Source organism: Paenibacillus sp. FSL H8-0261, from assembly GCF_045040645.1.
GTDB lineage: Bacteria > Bacillota > Bacilli > Paenibacillales > Paenibacillaceae > Paenibacillus_AQ.
In genome coordinates this window covers 4825299-4840376 of the sequence record NZ_CP150297.1, presented here as the reverse complement: position 1 = coordinate 4840376, position 15078 = coordinate 4825299, and the positions used below count along the sequence as shown (strand labels likewise).

The following is a 15078-nucleotide window of genomic DNA, read 5'->3' as shown; positions in this document are numbered from 1 at the left end:
CAGTTACATAATGTTGAGGAAGGAAGTAACATCATGAAATCGCAAAATGGCGTCACCGTTATGTTTCAACCTGAAGGTCGTAAAGCTGTGGTGAATCGTGGTATCTCGTTAATGGAGGCAGCTCGTAAAGCCGGAGTGAGCATTACCACTCGCTGTGGAGGCAAAGCAGGCTGTTTGATGTGCAAGGTTAAAATTGCGACTGAAGAGGCCACAGCGCTGAGACCGCCAGGGGATATTGAACGACGTAAGCTTGGAACTACGTTAGAAGAAGGAGTGCGTCTGGCTTGTCAGGCTGCCGTATGGAGCGATGTGACCGTTCAGGTGCCAGAAGATCCACTTAAGGCTGCTGTACGCCGTAAGCTTGAAGCTGCGCGGCGTGGGGAAGAAGATGAGCTGTGGTAGTGTTAGATTGTCACCGTGGGAGGGACTCGGTTGGAGTTTATACGAAGAAAGAAGAAGCTAAAGGCAGGAGCAAGACTTTTTCTGGTAGTGATGTCAATCGCTCTTACTCTTTCCGGATGTCTGTATCCTGGAGAAGAAAAGCGTGCTAGCGTTAATTATCGAGAAAGTGTTAAACGGATACAAGCAGCCGTTGATGATTTTCAACAAGAGGAAGGTGTGCTTCCGATCCTTAATGCGGATGAAGCTACTCCAAGATATGAGAAGTTCCGGATAGACCTAGGCAAGCTGAACAATAAGGGATATTTGGATGATATTCCGGCTACGGCTTTTGAACAGGGCGGAAGCGCTTATTTTCTTATTTTGAATGAGGAAAGTGATCCAGTAGTTAAGGTGATGGACCTTGTTACCGTTCAAAAGGTGAATGATGTGCAGCGTCAGATTAATCGTTATAAATCAGCTCATGACGGCTCTTTGCCCGTACTTGATGAGCTATATCCTGGACTTTACACCATTGATCATAAGAAGGCAGGAACAAGCTCCATATCATTAACTAGCGTCTATTCCGGGCAGGTTCTTGATTTCATCATGGATAAGGCTGGAATGGTCTATGTAGATTATGTCTTTGATATTATAGCTGCCATCGAAAAGAATGGTGGGGAACATGACGAGAAAAAAGATTTGCGACTAGATCTGGAGGAAGCTTCCTATTACGTGCCCGTGAAGTCTTTGCCGTATCTATGGATTAACAATCAGCCTGTCCCGCAGTCTCCTAGTTGAAGTGAAAGTTAAAGCTTAAGAGCGTCTAAGCTTCGGTTATATCCGAAGGATTAGGCGTTTTTGTGTTGTTCAGATATTGCCTTAACAGAAGCTTAATTGTCTTACATAAATCGTAGATGGAATTAAGGTTCTGTTTAATGGCGCGTAAGACTGGATTGCTAGAATGAAGGTAAGAAAGGAGATTCAGTTCAGGCTAGAGATGAATCGTGAATAATTCATAATTGTTCAAAATTAGAAACAAAAGGATGTTGATGACATGAAAAAAAATATCATATGGACGCTTGCAGCGGCCTTAGCCCTGACCCCACTTATTCCTACAAGCGCGATGGCTTCCAGCAGCGTAGCTACGGTTTCTTCTAAGACGCTAGAGAAGCTCGCTGCTGAGAAAGCAACGCTTCTAACTGAACAATATGGGATAACCAGCGTACAGTATGCCTTGATCGACAATGGAGTGATCAAAGTATCGGGACAAACAGGAATTAACGACAAAGCAGGAAAAATCCCTTTAACGAAGGAAACAATCTATGGTATTGGCTCTACGAGCAAAATGTTTACGGCGTCAGCGGTCATGAAATTAGTTGATGAAGGCAAGATCAATCTCGATACTCCTGTCGTACAATATATTATGGATTTTAAAATGGAAGATGAACGTTATAAAAAGATTACCCCACGCATGTTGTTGAATCACTCATCCGGTTTGCAGGGTTCGAGTTTAACTAGTGCATTTCTATTTGATGATCCAGATACGTACGTACACGATTCACTGCTGGAGAACTTGTCTACACAGAAATTAAAGGCAGAACCGGGAGCTTTTTCAGTGTATTGCAATGATGGATTCACGCTCGCAGAAATTCTTGTAGAAAGAGTCAGTAACATGACATTTACTACATTCATTCATGACAATTTTGCTGTACCTTTGGGTATGAACCATACCATGACGCCACAAGACATGGTAGATTCAAGCAAATTTGCCGGCCTTTACTCTCCTGCATATGAGGGGCAGCTTCCAACGGAGACGACCAATGCGATTGGTACAGGCGGAGTCTACTCTACTGCGGAGGATTTGGTCCGATTCTCGCAAATCTTTACTGGGAAGCGAGCAGATGTACTCTCAACCAAATCAGTACAGGCCATGGAGCAAGAAGAGTATAGAAAGGGATTTTGGCCCAAAGACGGGGATAATTCTGCTGACTACGGACTTGGTTGGGATAGTGTGCGATTATTCCCTTTTAACGATTATGGTATAAAAGCTCTTGTTAAAGGAGGAGATACACAGATGTATCAATCCTCCCTCGTCGTGCTTCCTGTACAGAATATGGCTGCAGCAGTCATTACCTCGGGCGGGAGCTCCTCAATTAATCAACTGCTGGCAAGTGAACTGCTCCTTCAGGCGATGAAAGAGAAGGGCGCAATTACAGAAATCAAGCCTGATAAATCATTTGGCAAGCCAGTTAAGGCTGACATGCCAAAAGATCTTGTGAAATACGCAGGTTATTACAGTACTCTAGGCGATCAGTGGAAGGTAGCTATCAAAGACGGGGAACTCTTGTTATCAGGAATGACTGCTCCGGAACAAAAATTTATTTACACCACGGATGGAACTTTTGTTGATGAGGAAGGCAGCACAAAGGTTAATTTTGTAAAGGAAAGCAACGGACGGACTTATTTGTGGATGAGCCAGTATATTTCGGTTCCTGAATTAGGCCAGCTTGCGTATTCTGAATATAAGGCGGAGAAATTGGAAGTTGCAGCACTGAATAAACAAACCGCAGATGCATGGGCAAAAAGAGAAGGTAAGTTATACTATCCAGTCAGCGAGAAATTCAGTTCCATCACCTATATGAACATGATTAGGCCAACAATACAGACAAGTGAGGGTTATTTCAAAGGTATGAAGATAACAGGTCCAAATACGGCTGGGAGCCAGCACCAAATTCCTGGCATCGCGGGCCGAGATACATTTGATATTCTTTTCTATGCCAAAGAGGGCATAGAGTACTTTAATGCGGCTGGAACCTTGTATATGAGTGAGGACGGAGTGAAGCCGCTCTATAAAGGCAAATCGTCGATAGCTACGATACAAGCTGATGGTTATGCTAGATGGTTCAGTGTTCCCGAAACAGCGGCTGGAAAGAAAATGGTAGTTAAGATGCCAGCAAAAGGTGCTTTTATGGTATACGATGAAACGGGAGCCCTAGTGAATAACACGGTCATTAGTAGTAACAATGAGGTTGTACTACCTATTAAGGGCAATATTGTATTTGCCGGGAATGCCGGAGCTTCATTTGGTATTACGCTACTGAAATAGAGAGTATATACGCATATATGGATTGGGCCAGCTATTATAGCTGGCTATTTTGTTAGTTCTATCAATGAACCCTACCTCATATGATGGATGAGAAAGCTTCCGGGCGTCAGACGCCTTGCGGCGCGCACAACTAATTTTTAGAAATTACATTGCAAAATGCGCGATTATGGGTCATAAATTCGTTCCGGATACATATGATGATACTAGTCCAAATGCATGTCCGAGCATTCGGAGTTTAGCGCGGGGCCAGTACGTCCCGGTCGAAAGCAGCTAGGCTTCGGGCGGGCATACGATAAGTCCGGTTGATGTCCTGCAAGGGTCAGATTACCGGCGGAACGCGAAGTCGATGCTCTTCAGGCATTTTTTCTTCGGAGTAATATGAGGAGGGGATCTCTTTTGGAAAAAGTGGATATTTTCAAGGACATTGCCGAGCGTACCGGCGGAGACATTTATCTTGGCGTCGTCGGCGCGGTTCGCACGGGGAAATCGACATTTATCAAGCGCTTCATGGAAACAATTGTCCTGCCTAACATCACGAATGAGGCAGATCGGGTAAGAGCTGTGGATGAGCTTCCGCAAAGCGCAGCAGGCAAAACAATTATGACCACTGAACCTAAGTTCGTGCCTAACAACGCAGTCCAAATCAAGGTTGCGGAAGGGCTTGAGGTTAACGTTCGACTGGTAGACTGTGTGGGTTACGCTGTAGAAGGCGCTAAAGGCTACGAGGATGAGAATGGACCACGAATGATCTCTACACCTTGGTTTGAGGAGCCAATTCCTTTTCAGGAAGCGGCAGAAATCGGGACCCGTAAGGTCATCCAGGAGCATTCAACGCTTGGTGTTGTAGTAACAACAGATGGTACGATTGCAGAAATTCCGCGGAACTCGTACGTGGACTCTGAAGAGCGCGTCATTGCAGAGCTGAAGGAAGTGGGTAAGCCATTTGTGCTTGTCATTAACTCCACTCGCCCACGCAGTGAGGAAGCACAGCAGCTCCGTAGCGAGCTAGCCATCAAATACGATATCCCTGTCATGACACTCAGCGCAGCAAACATGACCGAAGAGGATGTAACAGGTGTACTGCGTGAAGTATTGTACGAATTCCCTGTTCATGAAGTAAATGTGAACTTGCCAAGCTGGGTCATGGTGCTTGGAGAGAATCACTGGCTGCGTAGTAGCTATGAGAACTCCGTTCGCGATACGGTAAAAGACATTCGCCGCTTGCGGGATGTTGACCGGCTCGTATCTCAGTTCACAGAGTATGATTTTATCGATAAAGCAGGCCTAAGTGGTATGAACATGGGTCAGGGTGTAGCAGAGATCGATCTGTATGCCCCAGAAGAGCTGTATGATCAGGTTCTGATGGAGGTAGTAGGGGTTGAAATCCGCGGTAAAGATCACTTGCTCCAGCTGATGCAGGAATTCTCACACGCGAAAAGAGAGTACGACCGTTTCTCTGAAGCTTTAGAAATGGTCAAGACTACCGGTTATGGTATTGCTGCTCCTTCACTAGCTGAAATGGCGCTAGATGAACCAGAGCTGATTCGTCAAGGCTCTCGCTTTGGGGTTCGCTTAAAGGCCACCGCACCATCTATTCATATGATTCGTGTTGATGTTGAATCTGAGTTCTCACCAATCATTGGTACAGAGAAACAAAGTGAAGAGTTGGTCCGTTATTTGATGCAGGATTTCGAGAACGACCCAATTAAGATTTGGGAATCCGATATTTTTGGGCGCTCCTTGCATTCCATTGTGAGGGAAGGTATTCAAGGCAAGATCGCGATGATGCCGGATAATGCGCGCTACAAATTGCAAGAAACGCTTGGTCGGATCATCAATGAAGGCTCAGGCGGACTTATTGCAATTATTCTCTAACTTAAATTTAAGCAGATTGGAAGAGTGGGAGAGATCCCACTCTTTTTATGCGTAAAAATAACGAAACTTGATTCCTAGTTCCTATAATAACGGTGAATCTGACTCAATTTTTTTTCTGAAAAGAAGAATTAACCTGGTCTTATAGGTCTATAAAATTAGATGGGAATTAGATGTTTATGCAAGCATAGATGATAATTTCTACTCCTTTTTTGTCTAACTGCTTGAATTTATGGATGGGCTGTATTACTATAAGTTTGTTGCGCTTCAAGGTCTATGGGCGCCAGTGTTCAGTAATAAACGGGATTATCACGTATATTTTACGTTTAAACGGAAACAGTGTATGATACCGGAAATTTACTCAGGGAGGTGAGAAAACATGAATAAATCTGATTTGATCAATGTAGTTACAGAAGCAACTGAACTTCCCAAGAAGGATGCTACTAAAGCTGTAGATGCGGTTTTCGAAGCAATTACAGAAGCGCTGCAAAGCGGTGATAAAGTACAACTGGTTGGATTCGGAAACTTTGAAGTGCGCGAACGTTCCGCACGTAAAGGCCGTAACCCACAAACTGGTGAAGAAATCGAAATTCCTGCAAGCAAGGTACCGGCATTCAAACCTGGTAAAGCGCTGAAAGACGGAATCAAATAAAGATTTCTACATATCAATCCCATAGTCTTTTTAAGTAACAACTATGCCGCCCTCCAAGGCGGCATTTGTTTTTTGGAATAGCATGGGCTGTACATTAGGTTTAGAGGAGGATCAGCGATGACGGATAAAAATACGAGCGAAAATCCGCTTCCGACAGGTAGCGACTATATTGTGGTTAAGGCCAAAGAAAATGGCGTTCAAGTCATTGGGCTAACTAGAGGTACGGATACACGCTTTCATCATACAGAGAAGCTAGACAAGGGTGAGGTGTTGATTGCCCAATTTACCGATCATACCTCAGCAATGAAAATCCGCGGAAAAGCTGAAATTTTAACGAAACACGGACAATTGGAAAGTGAAAGCTGAAAAGCAGGCATAGCCTGCTTTTTTTCAAAATATAGTAAGGGTGAATGATCATATCCACAAAAAAGTGGGTACTATGGATAAGGGGGGCGTGTCCATGAACAAAGCCTGGTTGATTGGTGCCGTATTACTCTTGACTGCGACCTCTGCTGTTATTTTGCCGAAACTGGCAGACTTAGACTCATCCGTACAGCAGAGAAATGGGACAGTGGAGACTTTTACTGGCAGCCATAACACAGTGCTGGGCAATGACAATCTTGTTGATGTTCTGGGCGCTCTTCCGTTGACCTTATCCATAGATAGCGTTGGCTGGGAAGATCATGTTCTGTCACTGGATCTGAAAGTGAGCGGGAACGATCATGAACCTGAGGAACTCTATCAAAATATGGCTCTGGCCATTTCCTTTGCTATTCAGGAAACCTCGAATGTGGATCAACTTCTACTTCGCATTGTGGTAGAAGATAAATGGCTTGGTAGCCGCCGACTGCTGTTAGCTGGTGATATCAGACGTTCTGAGTGGTCTTATACGCTGCAAGATGAACTTCAGTCTGCGGGTAATCTTCCTATATCGGATCGTCTCAAAACGGGCTTCCGCATTAGTGAAACCGAGCTCTGGAAGAAACAGTTCATTTATCCTTAAATGGATTAAAAGAAACTCAGGCGTACCACAGTGCGTGACAAAAAAACATGTGATATAATAGACAAGATTGTGAACAAACGAATTATTATTATGTCAATGGCTTCGGAGGCTGAAATGAAACCGTACTGCATACCGCAACTGGCTAAACCCTACACCGACTACGACATGATTCAGAAGCATACGGATTTGCCGCCGTTTTCTGATGGCCGGGGTCATTTGTTATATATTTTTCTAAATCATGCTTCTTCTGCAAAAGGAAGTGCCGGAGAGTTGTACACGCTTGTGACAGCGCTTGTTCAACTAGGTCTGGACACGCATGAGGTCATTGACCGTTCGAATGATAGACGGGGGGGAGACCCTATGCGTTCCCGTCAATTGAAGGTACTAGCTGGCGATTACTTCAGCAGCTGGTTTTACCATTTGCTTGCAAAGAGTGATCAGATCGAGATGATTGGAATCTTGAGTAAGGCGATTGCAGATTTCAATGTCTTGAAAGCGAATCTCTACGTGAAGATGAGAGGCATACGCCTTTCGGCTGAACAATACTTGCGGCACATGGTACAGCTGAATATGCGGCTGTTCCTTTCTTTTACGCCTATGATTGAGAACTCCTTAGTGGAGCTGTGGGAAAAACTGCTGGCAGAATTCAGTCAGTGCGAGACCGTTGCTATTGAACTTCTTCGTAGTGATGATCCTGCGAATGCAGGGAATGGCTATTGCTACTGGAAGATGATGGAGACTGCAACAGAGGAAGAACGTAAGCAACTTCAAGACCTAAACCTTGATCAGAAGGAATGGAAGATGCTAAAAATGAAATATAAATGTGATTCGCAACTGACGGACAAGCTTCATCAATCGCTTCAGTCTATTCAGGGCCTATTGCAAAGCGTTAAAGACGAGAGTTTACTTAGAGAGCTAGAGATCGCGCTGGATCGTTTTCTCCTGCAGATGAAGGTCACAGGACAAGCAGCCGTGGAGGGTTAAGGGATGACTATGGAAAAAACGACAACTGCTGTGGGTGACAACAGCAAACCAAAAGAGCAGTTTGTACATTCCGTATTTGAGAGTATTGCTGGAAAATACGATTTGATGAATGACATCCTAAGCTTTCGCCGCCACAAGGCATGGCGTAAATTCACGATGAAGAAGATGGGGATGAAGCGCGGGGATTCGGCCGTTGACCTATGTTGCGGAACCTGTGATTGGAGCATCGCTTTGGCGGAAGCTTCGCAGACTGGCAATGTAATCGGACTGGATTTCAGCGCAGGTATGCTTGAAGTAGGTCGCCGCAAAGTGGAAGAGCGCAAGCTTCAGGACCGTATTTCGCTGGTGCAGGGAAATGCTATGGAGCTGCCTTTTGAAGACAATGAGTTTGATTATGCAACGATTGGATTTGGACTACGCAATGTGCCAGATCCTGTTCAAGTGCTTAACGAAATGAAGCGGGTAGTGAAACCTGGTGGAATGGTTGTATGTTTGGAGCTATCCAAGCCGATGAAACAGCCGTTTAAAGGTGTATATTTCTTTTATTTCCAGCGTGTGCTTCCATTGCTGGGTAAGTTATTCGCGAAAAGGTACGAGCAATACAAATGGCTGCCAGAATCATTGGCAATGTTCCCAGACCGGGAGCAACTGGCCACTATTTTCCGTGAAACCGGACTTCAAAAAGTGGAATCCTTCCCCTTGACCGGAGGCATCGCGGCATTACATATTGGGCTCAAGGAGAACGGGAATGTTTAAGAAAATCGGTATCTTTTTACAAATGATTAAGTTTGAACATACGGTATTTGCTTTACCCTTTGCCTTTATGGGTGCTTTACTGGGATCCGTTGTCATGAATGATAGCCTCCCATCCTGGAGTCAAATTGGCTGGATTGTAATCGCTATGTTTGGAGCACGCAGTGCAGCTATGGGATTGAATCGATTAATAGACCGAATCAGTGATGCCAAGAATCCACGCACAGCGGGAAGAGCGATTCCTGCAGGGTTACTTAAGATCGGTGAAGTTGTCATTTTTATAGGCATTTCGTTTTTCTTGCTCTTTTGGGCAGCCTTTAAATTGAATCCTTTGTCAGCTAAGCTGTTACCTATCGCTGTATTCCTTCTTGTTATTTATTCATTCACTAAGCGCTTTACATGGGCATGCCATCTTATCCTCGGCCTCACCATTGCGCTTGCACCGCTGGGCGGCTGGGTAGCTGTGACCGGTAGTGTGAATTGGACTTCAATGGTATTTTACTTCACAATTGTGTTTTGGACGGCTGGTTTTGATGTTATATACTCTTGTCAGGATGTTGAATTTGATCTTAAAGAAGGCTTAAAATCCATTCCAGTGCGATTTGGGGTCCAAGGTGCACTCGTTATTGCTCGTGTGTTTCACATTCTTACGGCGATTGGATTCGTATCGCTGCTGTTTTTGACGGATTTAAGCTGGTGGTATGTGGCTGGTATGATCCTCGCATATATTATTCTCTTTTATGAGCATTATATTGTATCTCCGAGTGATCTCAGTCGTTTACAGACCGCTTTTTTCACTATGAACGGCGTGCTAAGCATCGTGGTGTTCTCTTTCACTCTGATTGACTTGGTGGTGCATTTCAAAAAATGACGCTTACTAAACCGAAAAACTTCGTGGTAGGAATTACAGGGGCAAGCGGTGCTATTTATGGTATTCGTCTGATCGAAACGTTGCTATCGCTAGGCTACTCCGTTCATTTGGTAGTAAGTAATGCGGGCTGGCGCGTTTTTAAAGAAGAACTAGGTTATATCGCATCAGACCGGGAAGGCTTTTTGAACGAAAAGTTCAAAGGCTATCCCGGTTCTCTACTTTATCATCCTGTCGCTGATATCGGTGCATCTATTGCAAGTGGTTCGTTTCGTGTGGAAGGGATGATTATTATGCCTTGTTCCATGGGAACATTGTCTGCGGTTGCTAATGGAACCTCCGACAATCTGATGACTCGTGCTGCTGATGTTATGCTTAAGGAAGGACGTCCACTGGTCCTTGTTCCTCGTGAGACACCTCTGCATGCTATTCATCTTGAGAATATGTTGAAGCTGTCCCGTCTGGGGGTTCGGATCATTCCGGCAATGCCGGCGTTTTACTTTGGGCCACAAAGTATGGATGATCTGATTAATTTCATGGTGGGTAAAGTGCTTGACAGCTTTAATATTGAACATCAATTATTTCGCAGATGGGGGGATTGAAAGGATGGAGAATAACAGCCACACCATCATAGGCAAAATCAGCTATACTAACTCATGGCCGGTATTTCACAATTTTCATCCCTCTGCACTGAAATATCCGGCAGAGATGGTGAGTGAGGTACCTGCCATTCTTAATCAGGGGATGAGTCGTGGAACGATTCATGTGGGTGCATTATCCTCTTTTGCGTATGCTGAAGCCAGTGATAAGTTATTGCTGTTACCTGATTTATCGGTAAGTGCGGACGGTCCTGTGAGGTCTATTTTTCTTTTTTCTCGAGTGCCTCTTGCACAGATAGGTACAGGTACGATTGCTGTTACGAACACTTCTGCAACATCGGTAAATTTGCTGAAAATTTTAATGGAAAAGGCTTTTGGCAATAAACCAGAATATATTAGCGCTAATCCTGATTTGGATGCTATGATGCATCAAGCAGATGCCTGCTTACTCATTGGTGATCATGCGATTAAAGCCTCTTGGCAGGATCAAGGGTATATCGTTACGGATCTGGCGGAGCTTTGGAAAGAATGGACGGGCTTAGGGATGACCTTTGCGGTCTGGGCAGTGAATCGAAAAGCTGCGAATGACAAACCGGAAGCCATTGCGGAGATTGCAGAAGCTTTTGCTGAGAGTAAACTGCGGGGACTAAGTGATTTAGATCCTATAGTACTTGCAGCCTGTTCGACAATTGGAGGAACTAAGTCTTATTGGGAAGGGTACTTTCGCAATTTAAGCTATGATTTTGGAGAAAGGCAGCAGAAAGGTCTGAACCTCTATTTCCGCTATGCCTATGAGATGGGTCTGCTGCCGCAGGCAGTGAAGATGGAGATTTGGAGTCATAAACTGTTGACACGGGTGAAGGAATGAAACGACTGCAAATATTCGGATTACTGAACAGAGACATGGATCAGATTGAAAAAGATTTGTACCGTAGCGTACAGGGTGATGACGACCTACTAACCGAGACTTCTCTGCATTTATTAAAAGCTGGCGGTAAAAGATTGCGTCCCGTATTTGTTTTGATGGGTGGGAAATTTGGAAAGTATGATCTTGAGAAGCTGAAGCGTGTGGCGATACCGCTAGAACTAATTCATAGCGCTTCACTAGTTCACGATGATGTCATTGACGATGCAGAACTGCGCCGGGGTGAACTTACTGTTAAGGCCAAATGGGGCGATAAAATTGCCATGTACACCGGTGACTACATATATGCGAAAGCACTGGTGATGACGACGGAGCTGAAGAATCCGCGAATTCATCAGATTTTGTCCAAGGCCATGATTGAAATGTCGATCGGTGAGATGGAGCAGATTCGTGACTTCTTCAACAGTGAGCAAAGTGTGCGTCATTACCTGCGGCGGATTCGCCGCAAAACAGCGCTGTTGATTGCAGTCAGTTGCCAATTAGGTGCACTTGCTGCTGATGCTGAACCAGAGGTGGCTCGTCTACTTTATAATTATGGATACAATGTAGGGATGGCTTTCCAGATTCGTGATGATTTACTTGACCTCTCAGGCACCGAAAAGCAAATCGGTAAACCTCCAGGAAGTGATATGCGGCAAGGGAACATCACCCTTCCTGTCATTTATAGCCTGGAGGATGAAAGATTGCGAGCTCCGCTTCTTGAGGAGTTGAAGTCTATTCGTGAAGGGCACAGCACAGTAGGGCGTGCTATTGATCTTATTCTTTCTGGAGACGGAATTGTCCGTTCCGAGGAGCTGGCTTCGCGATATATCGCGAAGGCACTTGCTGCACTAGATCAGTTGCCTAACAACAAGACTAAGCGTAATCTGCGCGATATTGCCTTTTTTGTAACAGGTAGAGCTTATTAGTATTTTGGTGATCATGAAATTAAACGTTTCCAGAAAGCTCGGTTTCTGTTAAGATAGCGTCAAAACAACCCAACTAATGGGAAATTGGAGAGTGCCTCTATGGAAAAGACGTATCTGATGGTCAAACCGGATGGAGTACAACGTGGATTAATTGGGCGTATTGTCTCACGCTTTGAAGATAAGGGCTTTAAGCTGGTCGCTGCAAAGCTGATTACAGTTAGTGAAGACCAAGCAAAAATACATTATGCGGAGCATGCTGGCAAGGACTTTTTTTCAGAGTTGGTTTCTTTTATAACTTCAGGTCCAGTGTTTGCAATGGTATGGGAAGGTGATGATGTTGTAGCATTATCCCGTACGCTCATTGGTAAGACGAAGGTAGGAGAAGCCTTGCCGGGTACGATTCGAGGCGACTTTGCCAGCCATACACCGCTTAATTTAATTCATGGATCAGACTCGCCTGAAAGTGCAGAACGAGAAATTGCTAATTTCTTTACTCCAGATGAATTGAATCTTTATAACAAAGAGATCGCAGTCTGGATGTAGGAGCCAAGCGGGAGGCGGGGGATTAACATGTCTGATCGTAATGTTGCAGCATTAACAGCAGATTCAGATTACATCGGGTTTATTCATCATGTTAAGCAAAGCACCGGAATTGATCTGGCTCAGTATAAAGAAGCGCAGATGAAGCGGCGTTTAACGACTCTTCGTGTGAAGAATGGATATCAAACCTTTAGTGATTTTTTTGCCGCAATGATGAAGGACAAGGAATTATTTTATGAATTTTTGGACCGAATGACGATTAATGTCTCCGAGTTTTGGCGGAATCCGAATCGGTGGGAAGTACTGCGAGATATCATTCTTCCTGACATACAACAATCTGGTCGCAGATTGAAACTGTGGAGCGCTGCATGTTCCACTGGAGAAGAACCCTATACGCTGGCTATGATTTTATCGGATAAGAATTTATTGGGGCAGACTGGCATTCTGGCTACGGATATTGACGACGGTGCGCTTTCCAAAGCAAAGCAAGGTTTGTATCTGGAACGTTCTTTAAAGGATGTGCCTAAGGATGTTGCTGCGCGTTACTTTAAACCCGAGGGTCATTTATTCAAAGTTAGCGACACGCTTAAGAAAAACATAGATTTCCGTAAACAGAACCTACTGCTGGACAAGTTCGATGAGGGTTTTGATCTTATCATTTGTCGCAATGTAATGATCTATTTTACTGAAGAGGCGAAGAATAAGCTCTACCATAAGTTCTCGGCTAGTTTACGTCCAGGCGGGTATTTGTTTGTAGGTAGTACAGAGCAGATCTTTACGCCAGCGCAATATGGCTTTGAATCGACGGAAACCTTTTTCTATCGTAAAAAATAAATACTTCTTGCTCCTTCGTCTGTGTACTTTTATAGGTATACTTTCGCTATCGTTCAGTGATACTGGGTAGTAGAATCTGTAAGCTAAGCGAAAGGATCGTTAAACCGATGGACAAAAGCAAGGTCATTGCCGCGTACAAACGAGGCTTTATTACCGTTCGTGAGTGCGGGCAAATTCTCGGTGTAGAAGAAATGCAATTGAAGCGCCTTCTGCAACTGGAAGAGCGTAAGTCTACATTTCCTTCAACAAGTCAGCGGATCGGAAGCTAACAAGTGCCGGACCGAGCCGAGGAGCGCCATTCATACTCTTTAGAGTATGAATGGCGCTTTTTCTTTACACAAAAACCAATTCATTTTGTCGCGAATGGAGTCGTTTTAGGGAGATCCCTTTCTTGTCAAAGAGGATTGCCTATACTATAATGAGCAAAGATCATTAGGATTTTAGCGGTTTACAGTTTAAAAGTATAAAAGGGGGAACGCAGCATGAGTTTGCGCTATTTAACAGCGGGGGAAACGCACGGCCCCCAGCTTACGGCCATTATTGAGGGATTGCCAAGTAATTTGACATTGGATTTTGAAGAGCTTAATTTTCAATTGCAGCGTCGACAAAAGGGTTATGGACGTGGACGTCGCATGCAGATTGAGAAAGATACGGCACAAATTGTAGGTGGAGTGCGTCATGGCTATACTACAGGTGCTCCAGTAGCCTTGGTAGTAGAGAATAAAGACTGGACCCACTGGAAGAACATCATGAATATCGAGCCTATTCCTGGCAGTGACGAAGAAAAACGCCGCGTAAATCGGCCGCGTCCTGGCCATGCAGACCTGAATGGCGGATTGAAGTACAACCATACAGATCTTCGTAACGTACTGGAGCGCTCCAGTGCTCGCGAAACAGCAGCCAGAGTTGCATGTGGCGCTGTAGCCAGACAGCTGCTTGCAGCTTTTGGCGTGAAGGTAGCAGGGCAAGTTATTCGTATCGGTGAAATTGAAGCGCCTGCTAACGATCTGCCTATTGATGAGCTGATTGAGCGGACAGAACAGTCCTCTGTCAGAGTTGTCGACAAAGAAACGGAACAGAAGATGGAGGCTTACATAGATCAGATTAAGGAAGAGGGAGACTCCATCGGTGGAATCGTTGAATGTATCGTCGAAGGACTTCCTATCGGACTTGGCAGTTATGTACAGTCTGATCGGAAGCTTGACGGAGCAATCGCTGGGGCGGTAATGTCGATTAATGCATTCAAAGGCGTTGAAATTGGCATTGGGTTTGAAGCTGGCAAATTGCGAGGATCGCAAGTCCATGATGAAATTATGTATGAAGCTTCTAAAGGATACTACCGTGCAAGTAATCGCTTAGGTGGTTTTGAAGGTGGTATGACTAACGGCATGCCGGTTGTAGTTCGCGGTGTCATGAAGCCGATCCCTACCCTTTATAAACCGCTTCAAAGTGTGGATATTGACACGAAAGAACCATTTACAGCGCAAGTTGAACGCTCCGACGCTTGTGCAGTTCCAGCGGCGTGTGTTGTTCTGGAAAACGTAGTAGCTTGGGAAATCGCAAAAGCTTTCCTTGATAAATTCGGTGGCGACTCACTGGAAGAAATTAAAGCGAACTATGAAAATTACCTATCACAGCTGGAGAGCTACTAAT

17 protein-coding genes are annotated in these 15078 nt (G+C 44.7%); all 17 read left to right on the top strand.

Going from position 1 to position 15078, the window contains the following annotated elements; all coding sequences use genetic code 11:
• Positions 1-33: 33 nt before the first annotated feature.
• The 17 genes from MHI27_RS21580 to aroC all read left to right on the top strand — a co-directional run bounded on the left by MHI27_RS21580 (position 34) and on the right by aroC (position 15077).
• Positions 34-402, top strand: a complete 369-nt coding sequence (locus MHI27_RS21580; protein ID WP_076299573.1) for a 2Fe-2S iron-sulfur cluster-binding protein — start codon at positions 34-36, stop codon at positions 400-402.
• A gap of 30 nt (positions 403-432) precedes the next feature.
• Positions 433-1179: a hypothetical protein gene (locus MHI27_RS21575; protein ID WP_042190208.1), complete on the top strand. Its 747-nt coding sequence runs from the start codon at positions 433-435 to the stop codon at positions 1177-1179.
• A gap of 256 nt (positions 1180-1435) precedes the next feature.
• Positions 1436-3487, top strand: coding sequence for a serine hydrolase domain-containing protein (locus MHI27_RS21570; RefSeq protein ID WP_405174684.1), 2052 nt, complete (start codon positions 1436-1438; stop codon positions 3485-3487).
• Positions 3488-3883: 396 nt separating this feature from the next.
• On the top strand, positions 3884-5362 hold the full coding sequence (gene spoIVA, locus MHI27_RS21565; protein ID WP_042129583.1) for a stage IV sporulation protein A: 1479 nt from the start codon (positions 3884-3886) through the stop codon (positions 5360-5362).
• A gap of 376 nt (positions 5363-5738) precedes the next feature.
• The gene (locus tag MHI27_RS21560; RefSeq protein WP_036676223.1) at positions 5739-6011 is read left to right on the top strand and encodes an HU family DNA-binding protein; all 273 of its coding nucleotides are present in this window, start codon (positions 5739-5741) and stop codon (positions 6009-6011) included.
• Positions 6012-6128: 117 nt separating this feature from the next.
• The gene (gene mtrB, locus MHI27_RS21555; protein ID WP_042190204.1) at positions 6129-6377 is read left to right on the top strand and encodes a trp RNA-binding attenuation protein MtrB; all 249 of its coding nucleotides are present in this window, start codon (positions 6129-6131) and stop codon (positions 6375-6377) included.
• Between the two features lie 94 nt (positions 6378-6471).
• Positions 6472-7014: a hypothetical protein gene (locus MHI27_RS21550; protein WP_339242722.1), complete on the top strand. Its 543-nt coding sequence runs from the start codon at positions 6472-6474 to the stop codon at positions 7012-7014.
• 30 nt (positions 7015-7044) lie between these two features.
• Positions 7045-7998, top strand: a complete 954-nt coding sequence (locus MHI27_RS21545) for a heptaprenyl diphosphate synthase component 1 (protein ID WP_231573320.1) — start codon at positions 7045-7047, stop codon at positions 7996-7998.
• A gap of 3 nt (positions 7999-8001) precedes the next feature.
• Positions 8002-8754 (top strand): demethylmenaquinone methyltransferase, encoded by a 753-nt coding sequence (locus MHI27_RS21540; RefSeq protein WP_405174683.1) that lies wholly within the window; start codon positions 8002-8004, stop codon positions 8752-8754.
• Complete coding sequence (locus MHI27_RS21535; RefSeq protein ID WP_042190197.1) at positions 8747-9622, top strand: UbiA-like polyprenyltransferase; 876 nt, start codon at positions 8747-8749, stop codon at positions 9620-9622. Before MHI27_RS21540 ends, MHI27_RS21535 begins: the two co-directional genes overlap by 8 nt.
• Entirely contained in the window at positions 9619-10221 is a 603-nt protein-coding gene (locus MHI27_RS21530; protein WP_042190195.1) for a UbiX family flavin prenyltransferase, read from the top strand. The genes MHI27_RS21535 and MHI27_RS21530 overlap by 4 nt, the downstream gene beginning before the upstream one ends.
• Before the next feature lie 4 nt (positions 10222-10225).
• On the top strand, positions 10226-11086 hold the full coding sequence (locus MHI27_RS21525; protein WP_076299575.1) for a menaquinone biosynthetic enzyme MqnA/MqnD family protein: 861 nt from the start codon (positions 10226-10228) through the stop codon (positions 11084-11086).
• Positions 11083-12051, top strand: a complete 969-nt coding sequence (locus MHI27_RS21520; RefSeq protein ID WP_076284562.1) for a polyprenyl synthetase family protein — start codon at positions 11083-11085, stop codon at positions 12049-12051. Before MHI27_RS21525 ends, MHI27_RS21520 begins: the two co-directional genes overlap by 4 nt.
• Before the next feature lie 99 nt (positions 12052-12150).
• Positions 12151-12594 (top strand): nucleoside-diphosphate kinase, encoded by a 444-nt coding sequence (gene ndk, locus MHI27_RS21515; protein ID WP_405174682.1) that lies wholly within the window; start codon positions 12151-12153, stop codon positions 12592-12594.
• 27 nt (positions 12595-12621) lie between these two features.
• Positions 12622-13425, top strand: coding sequence for a protein-glutamate O-methyltransferase CheR (locus tag MHI27_RS21510; RefSeq protein WP_076284563.1), 804 nt, complete (start codon positions 12622-12624; stop codon positions 13423-13425).
• Between the two features lie 107 nt (positions 13426-13532).
• Positions 13533-13694, top strand: coding sequence for a hypothetical protein (locus MHI27_RS21505; protein ID WP_170880309.1), 162 nt, complete (start codon positions 13533-13535; stop codon positions 13692-13694).
• 213 nt (positions 13695-13907) lie between these two features.
• Complete coding sequence (aroC, locus tag MHI27_RS21500; protein ID WP_042190184.1) at positions 13908-15077, top strand: chorismate synthase; 1170 nt, start codon at positions 13908-13910, stop codon at positions 15075-15077.
• Position 15078: the final 1 nt, after the last annotated feature.

What these genes read in the sequence shown, in the direction of transcription:
- MHI27_RS21580 (WP_076299573.1), top strand. Translation starts at nt 34, where the DNA reads ATGAAATCGCAAAATGGCGTCACCGTTATGTTTCAACCTGAAGGTCGT.
- MHI27_RS21570 (WP_405174684.1), top strand. Translation starts at nt 1,436, where the DNA reads ATGAAAAAAAATATCATATGGACGCTTGCAGCGGCCTTAGCCCTGACC.
- MHI27_RS21560 (WP_036676223.1), top strand. Translation starts at nt 5,739, where the DNA reads ATGAATAAATCTGATTTGATCAATGTAGTTACAGAAGCAACTGAACTT.
- mtrB (WP_042190204.1), top strand. Translation starts at nt 6,129, where the DNA reads ATGACGGATAAAAATACGAGCGAAAATCCGCTTCCGACAGGTAGCGAC.
- MHI27_RS21550 (WP_339242722.1), top strand. Translation starts at nt 6,472, where the DNA reads ATGAACAAAGCCTGGTTGATTGGTGCCGTATTACTCTTGACTGCGACC.
- MHI27_RS21540 (WP_405174683.1), top strand. Translation starts at nt 8,002, where the DNA reads ATGACTATGGAAAAAACGACAACTGCTGTGGGTGACAACAGCAAACCA.
- MHI27_RS21535 (WP_042190197.1), top strand. Translation starts at nt 8,747, where the DNA reads ATGTTTAAGAAAATCGGTATCTTTTTACAAATGATTAAGTTTGAACAT.
- MHI27_RS21530 (WP_042190195.1), top strand. Translation starts at nt 9,619, where the DNA reads ATGACGCTTACTAAACCGAAAAACTTCGTGGTAGGAATTACAGGGGCA.
- MHI27_RS21525 (WP_076299575.1), top strand. Translation starts at nt 10,226, where the DNA reads ATGGAGAATAACAGCCACACCATCATAGGCAAAATCAGCTATACTAAC.
- MHI27_RS21520 (WP_076284562.1), top strand. Translation starts at nt 11,083, where the DNA reads ATGAAACGACTGCAAATATTCGGATTACTGAACAGAGACATGGATCAG.
- ndk (WP_405174682.1), top strand. Translation starts at nt 12,151, where the DNA reads ATGGAAAAGACGTATCTGATGGTCAAACCGGATGGAGTACAACGTGGA.
- MHI27_RS21510 (WP_076284563.1), top strand. Translation starts at nt 12,622, where the DNA reads ATGTCTGATCGTAATGTTGCAGCATTAACAGCAGATTCAGATTACATC.
- MHI27_RS21505 (WP_170880309.1), top strand. Translation starts at nt 13,533, where the DNA reads ATGGACAAAAGCAAGGTCATTGCCGCGTACAAACGAGGCTTTATTACC.
- aroC (WP_042190184.1), top strand. Translation starts at nt 13,908, where the DNA reads ATGAGTTTGCGCTATTTAACAGCGGGGGAAACGCACGGCCCCCAGCTT.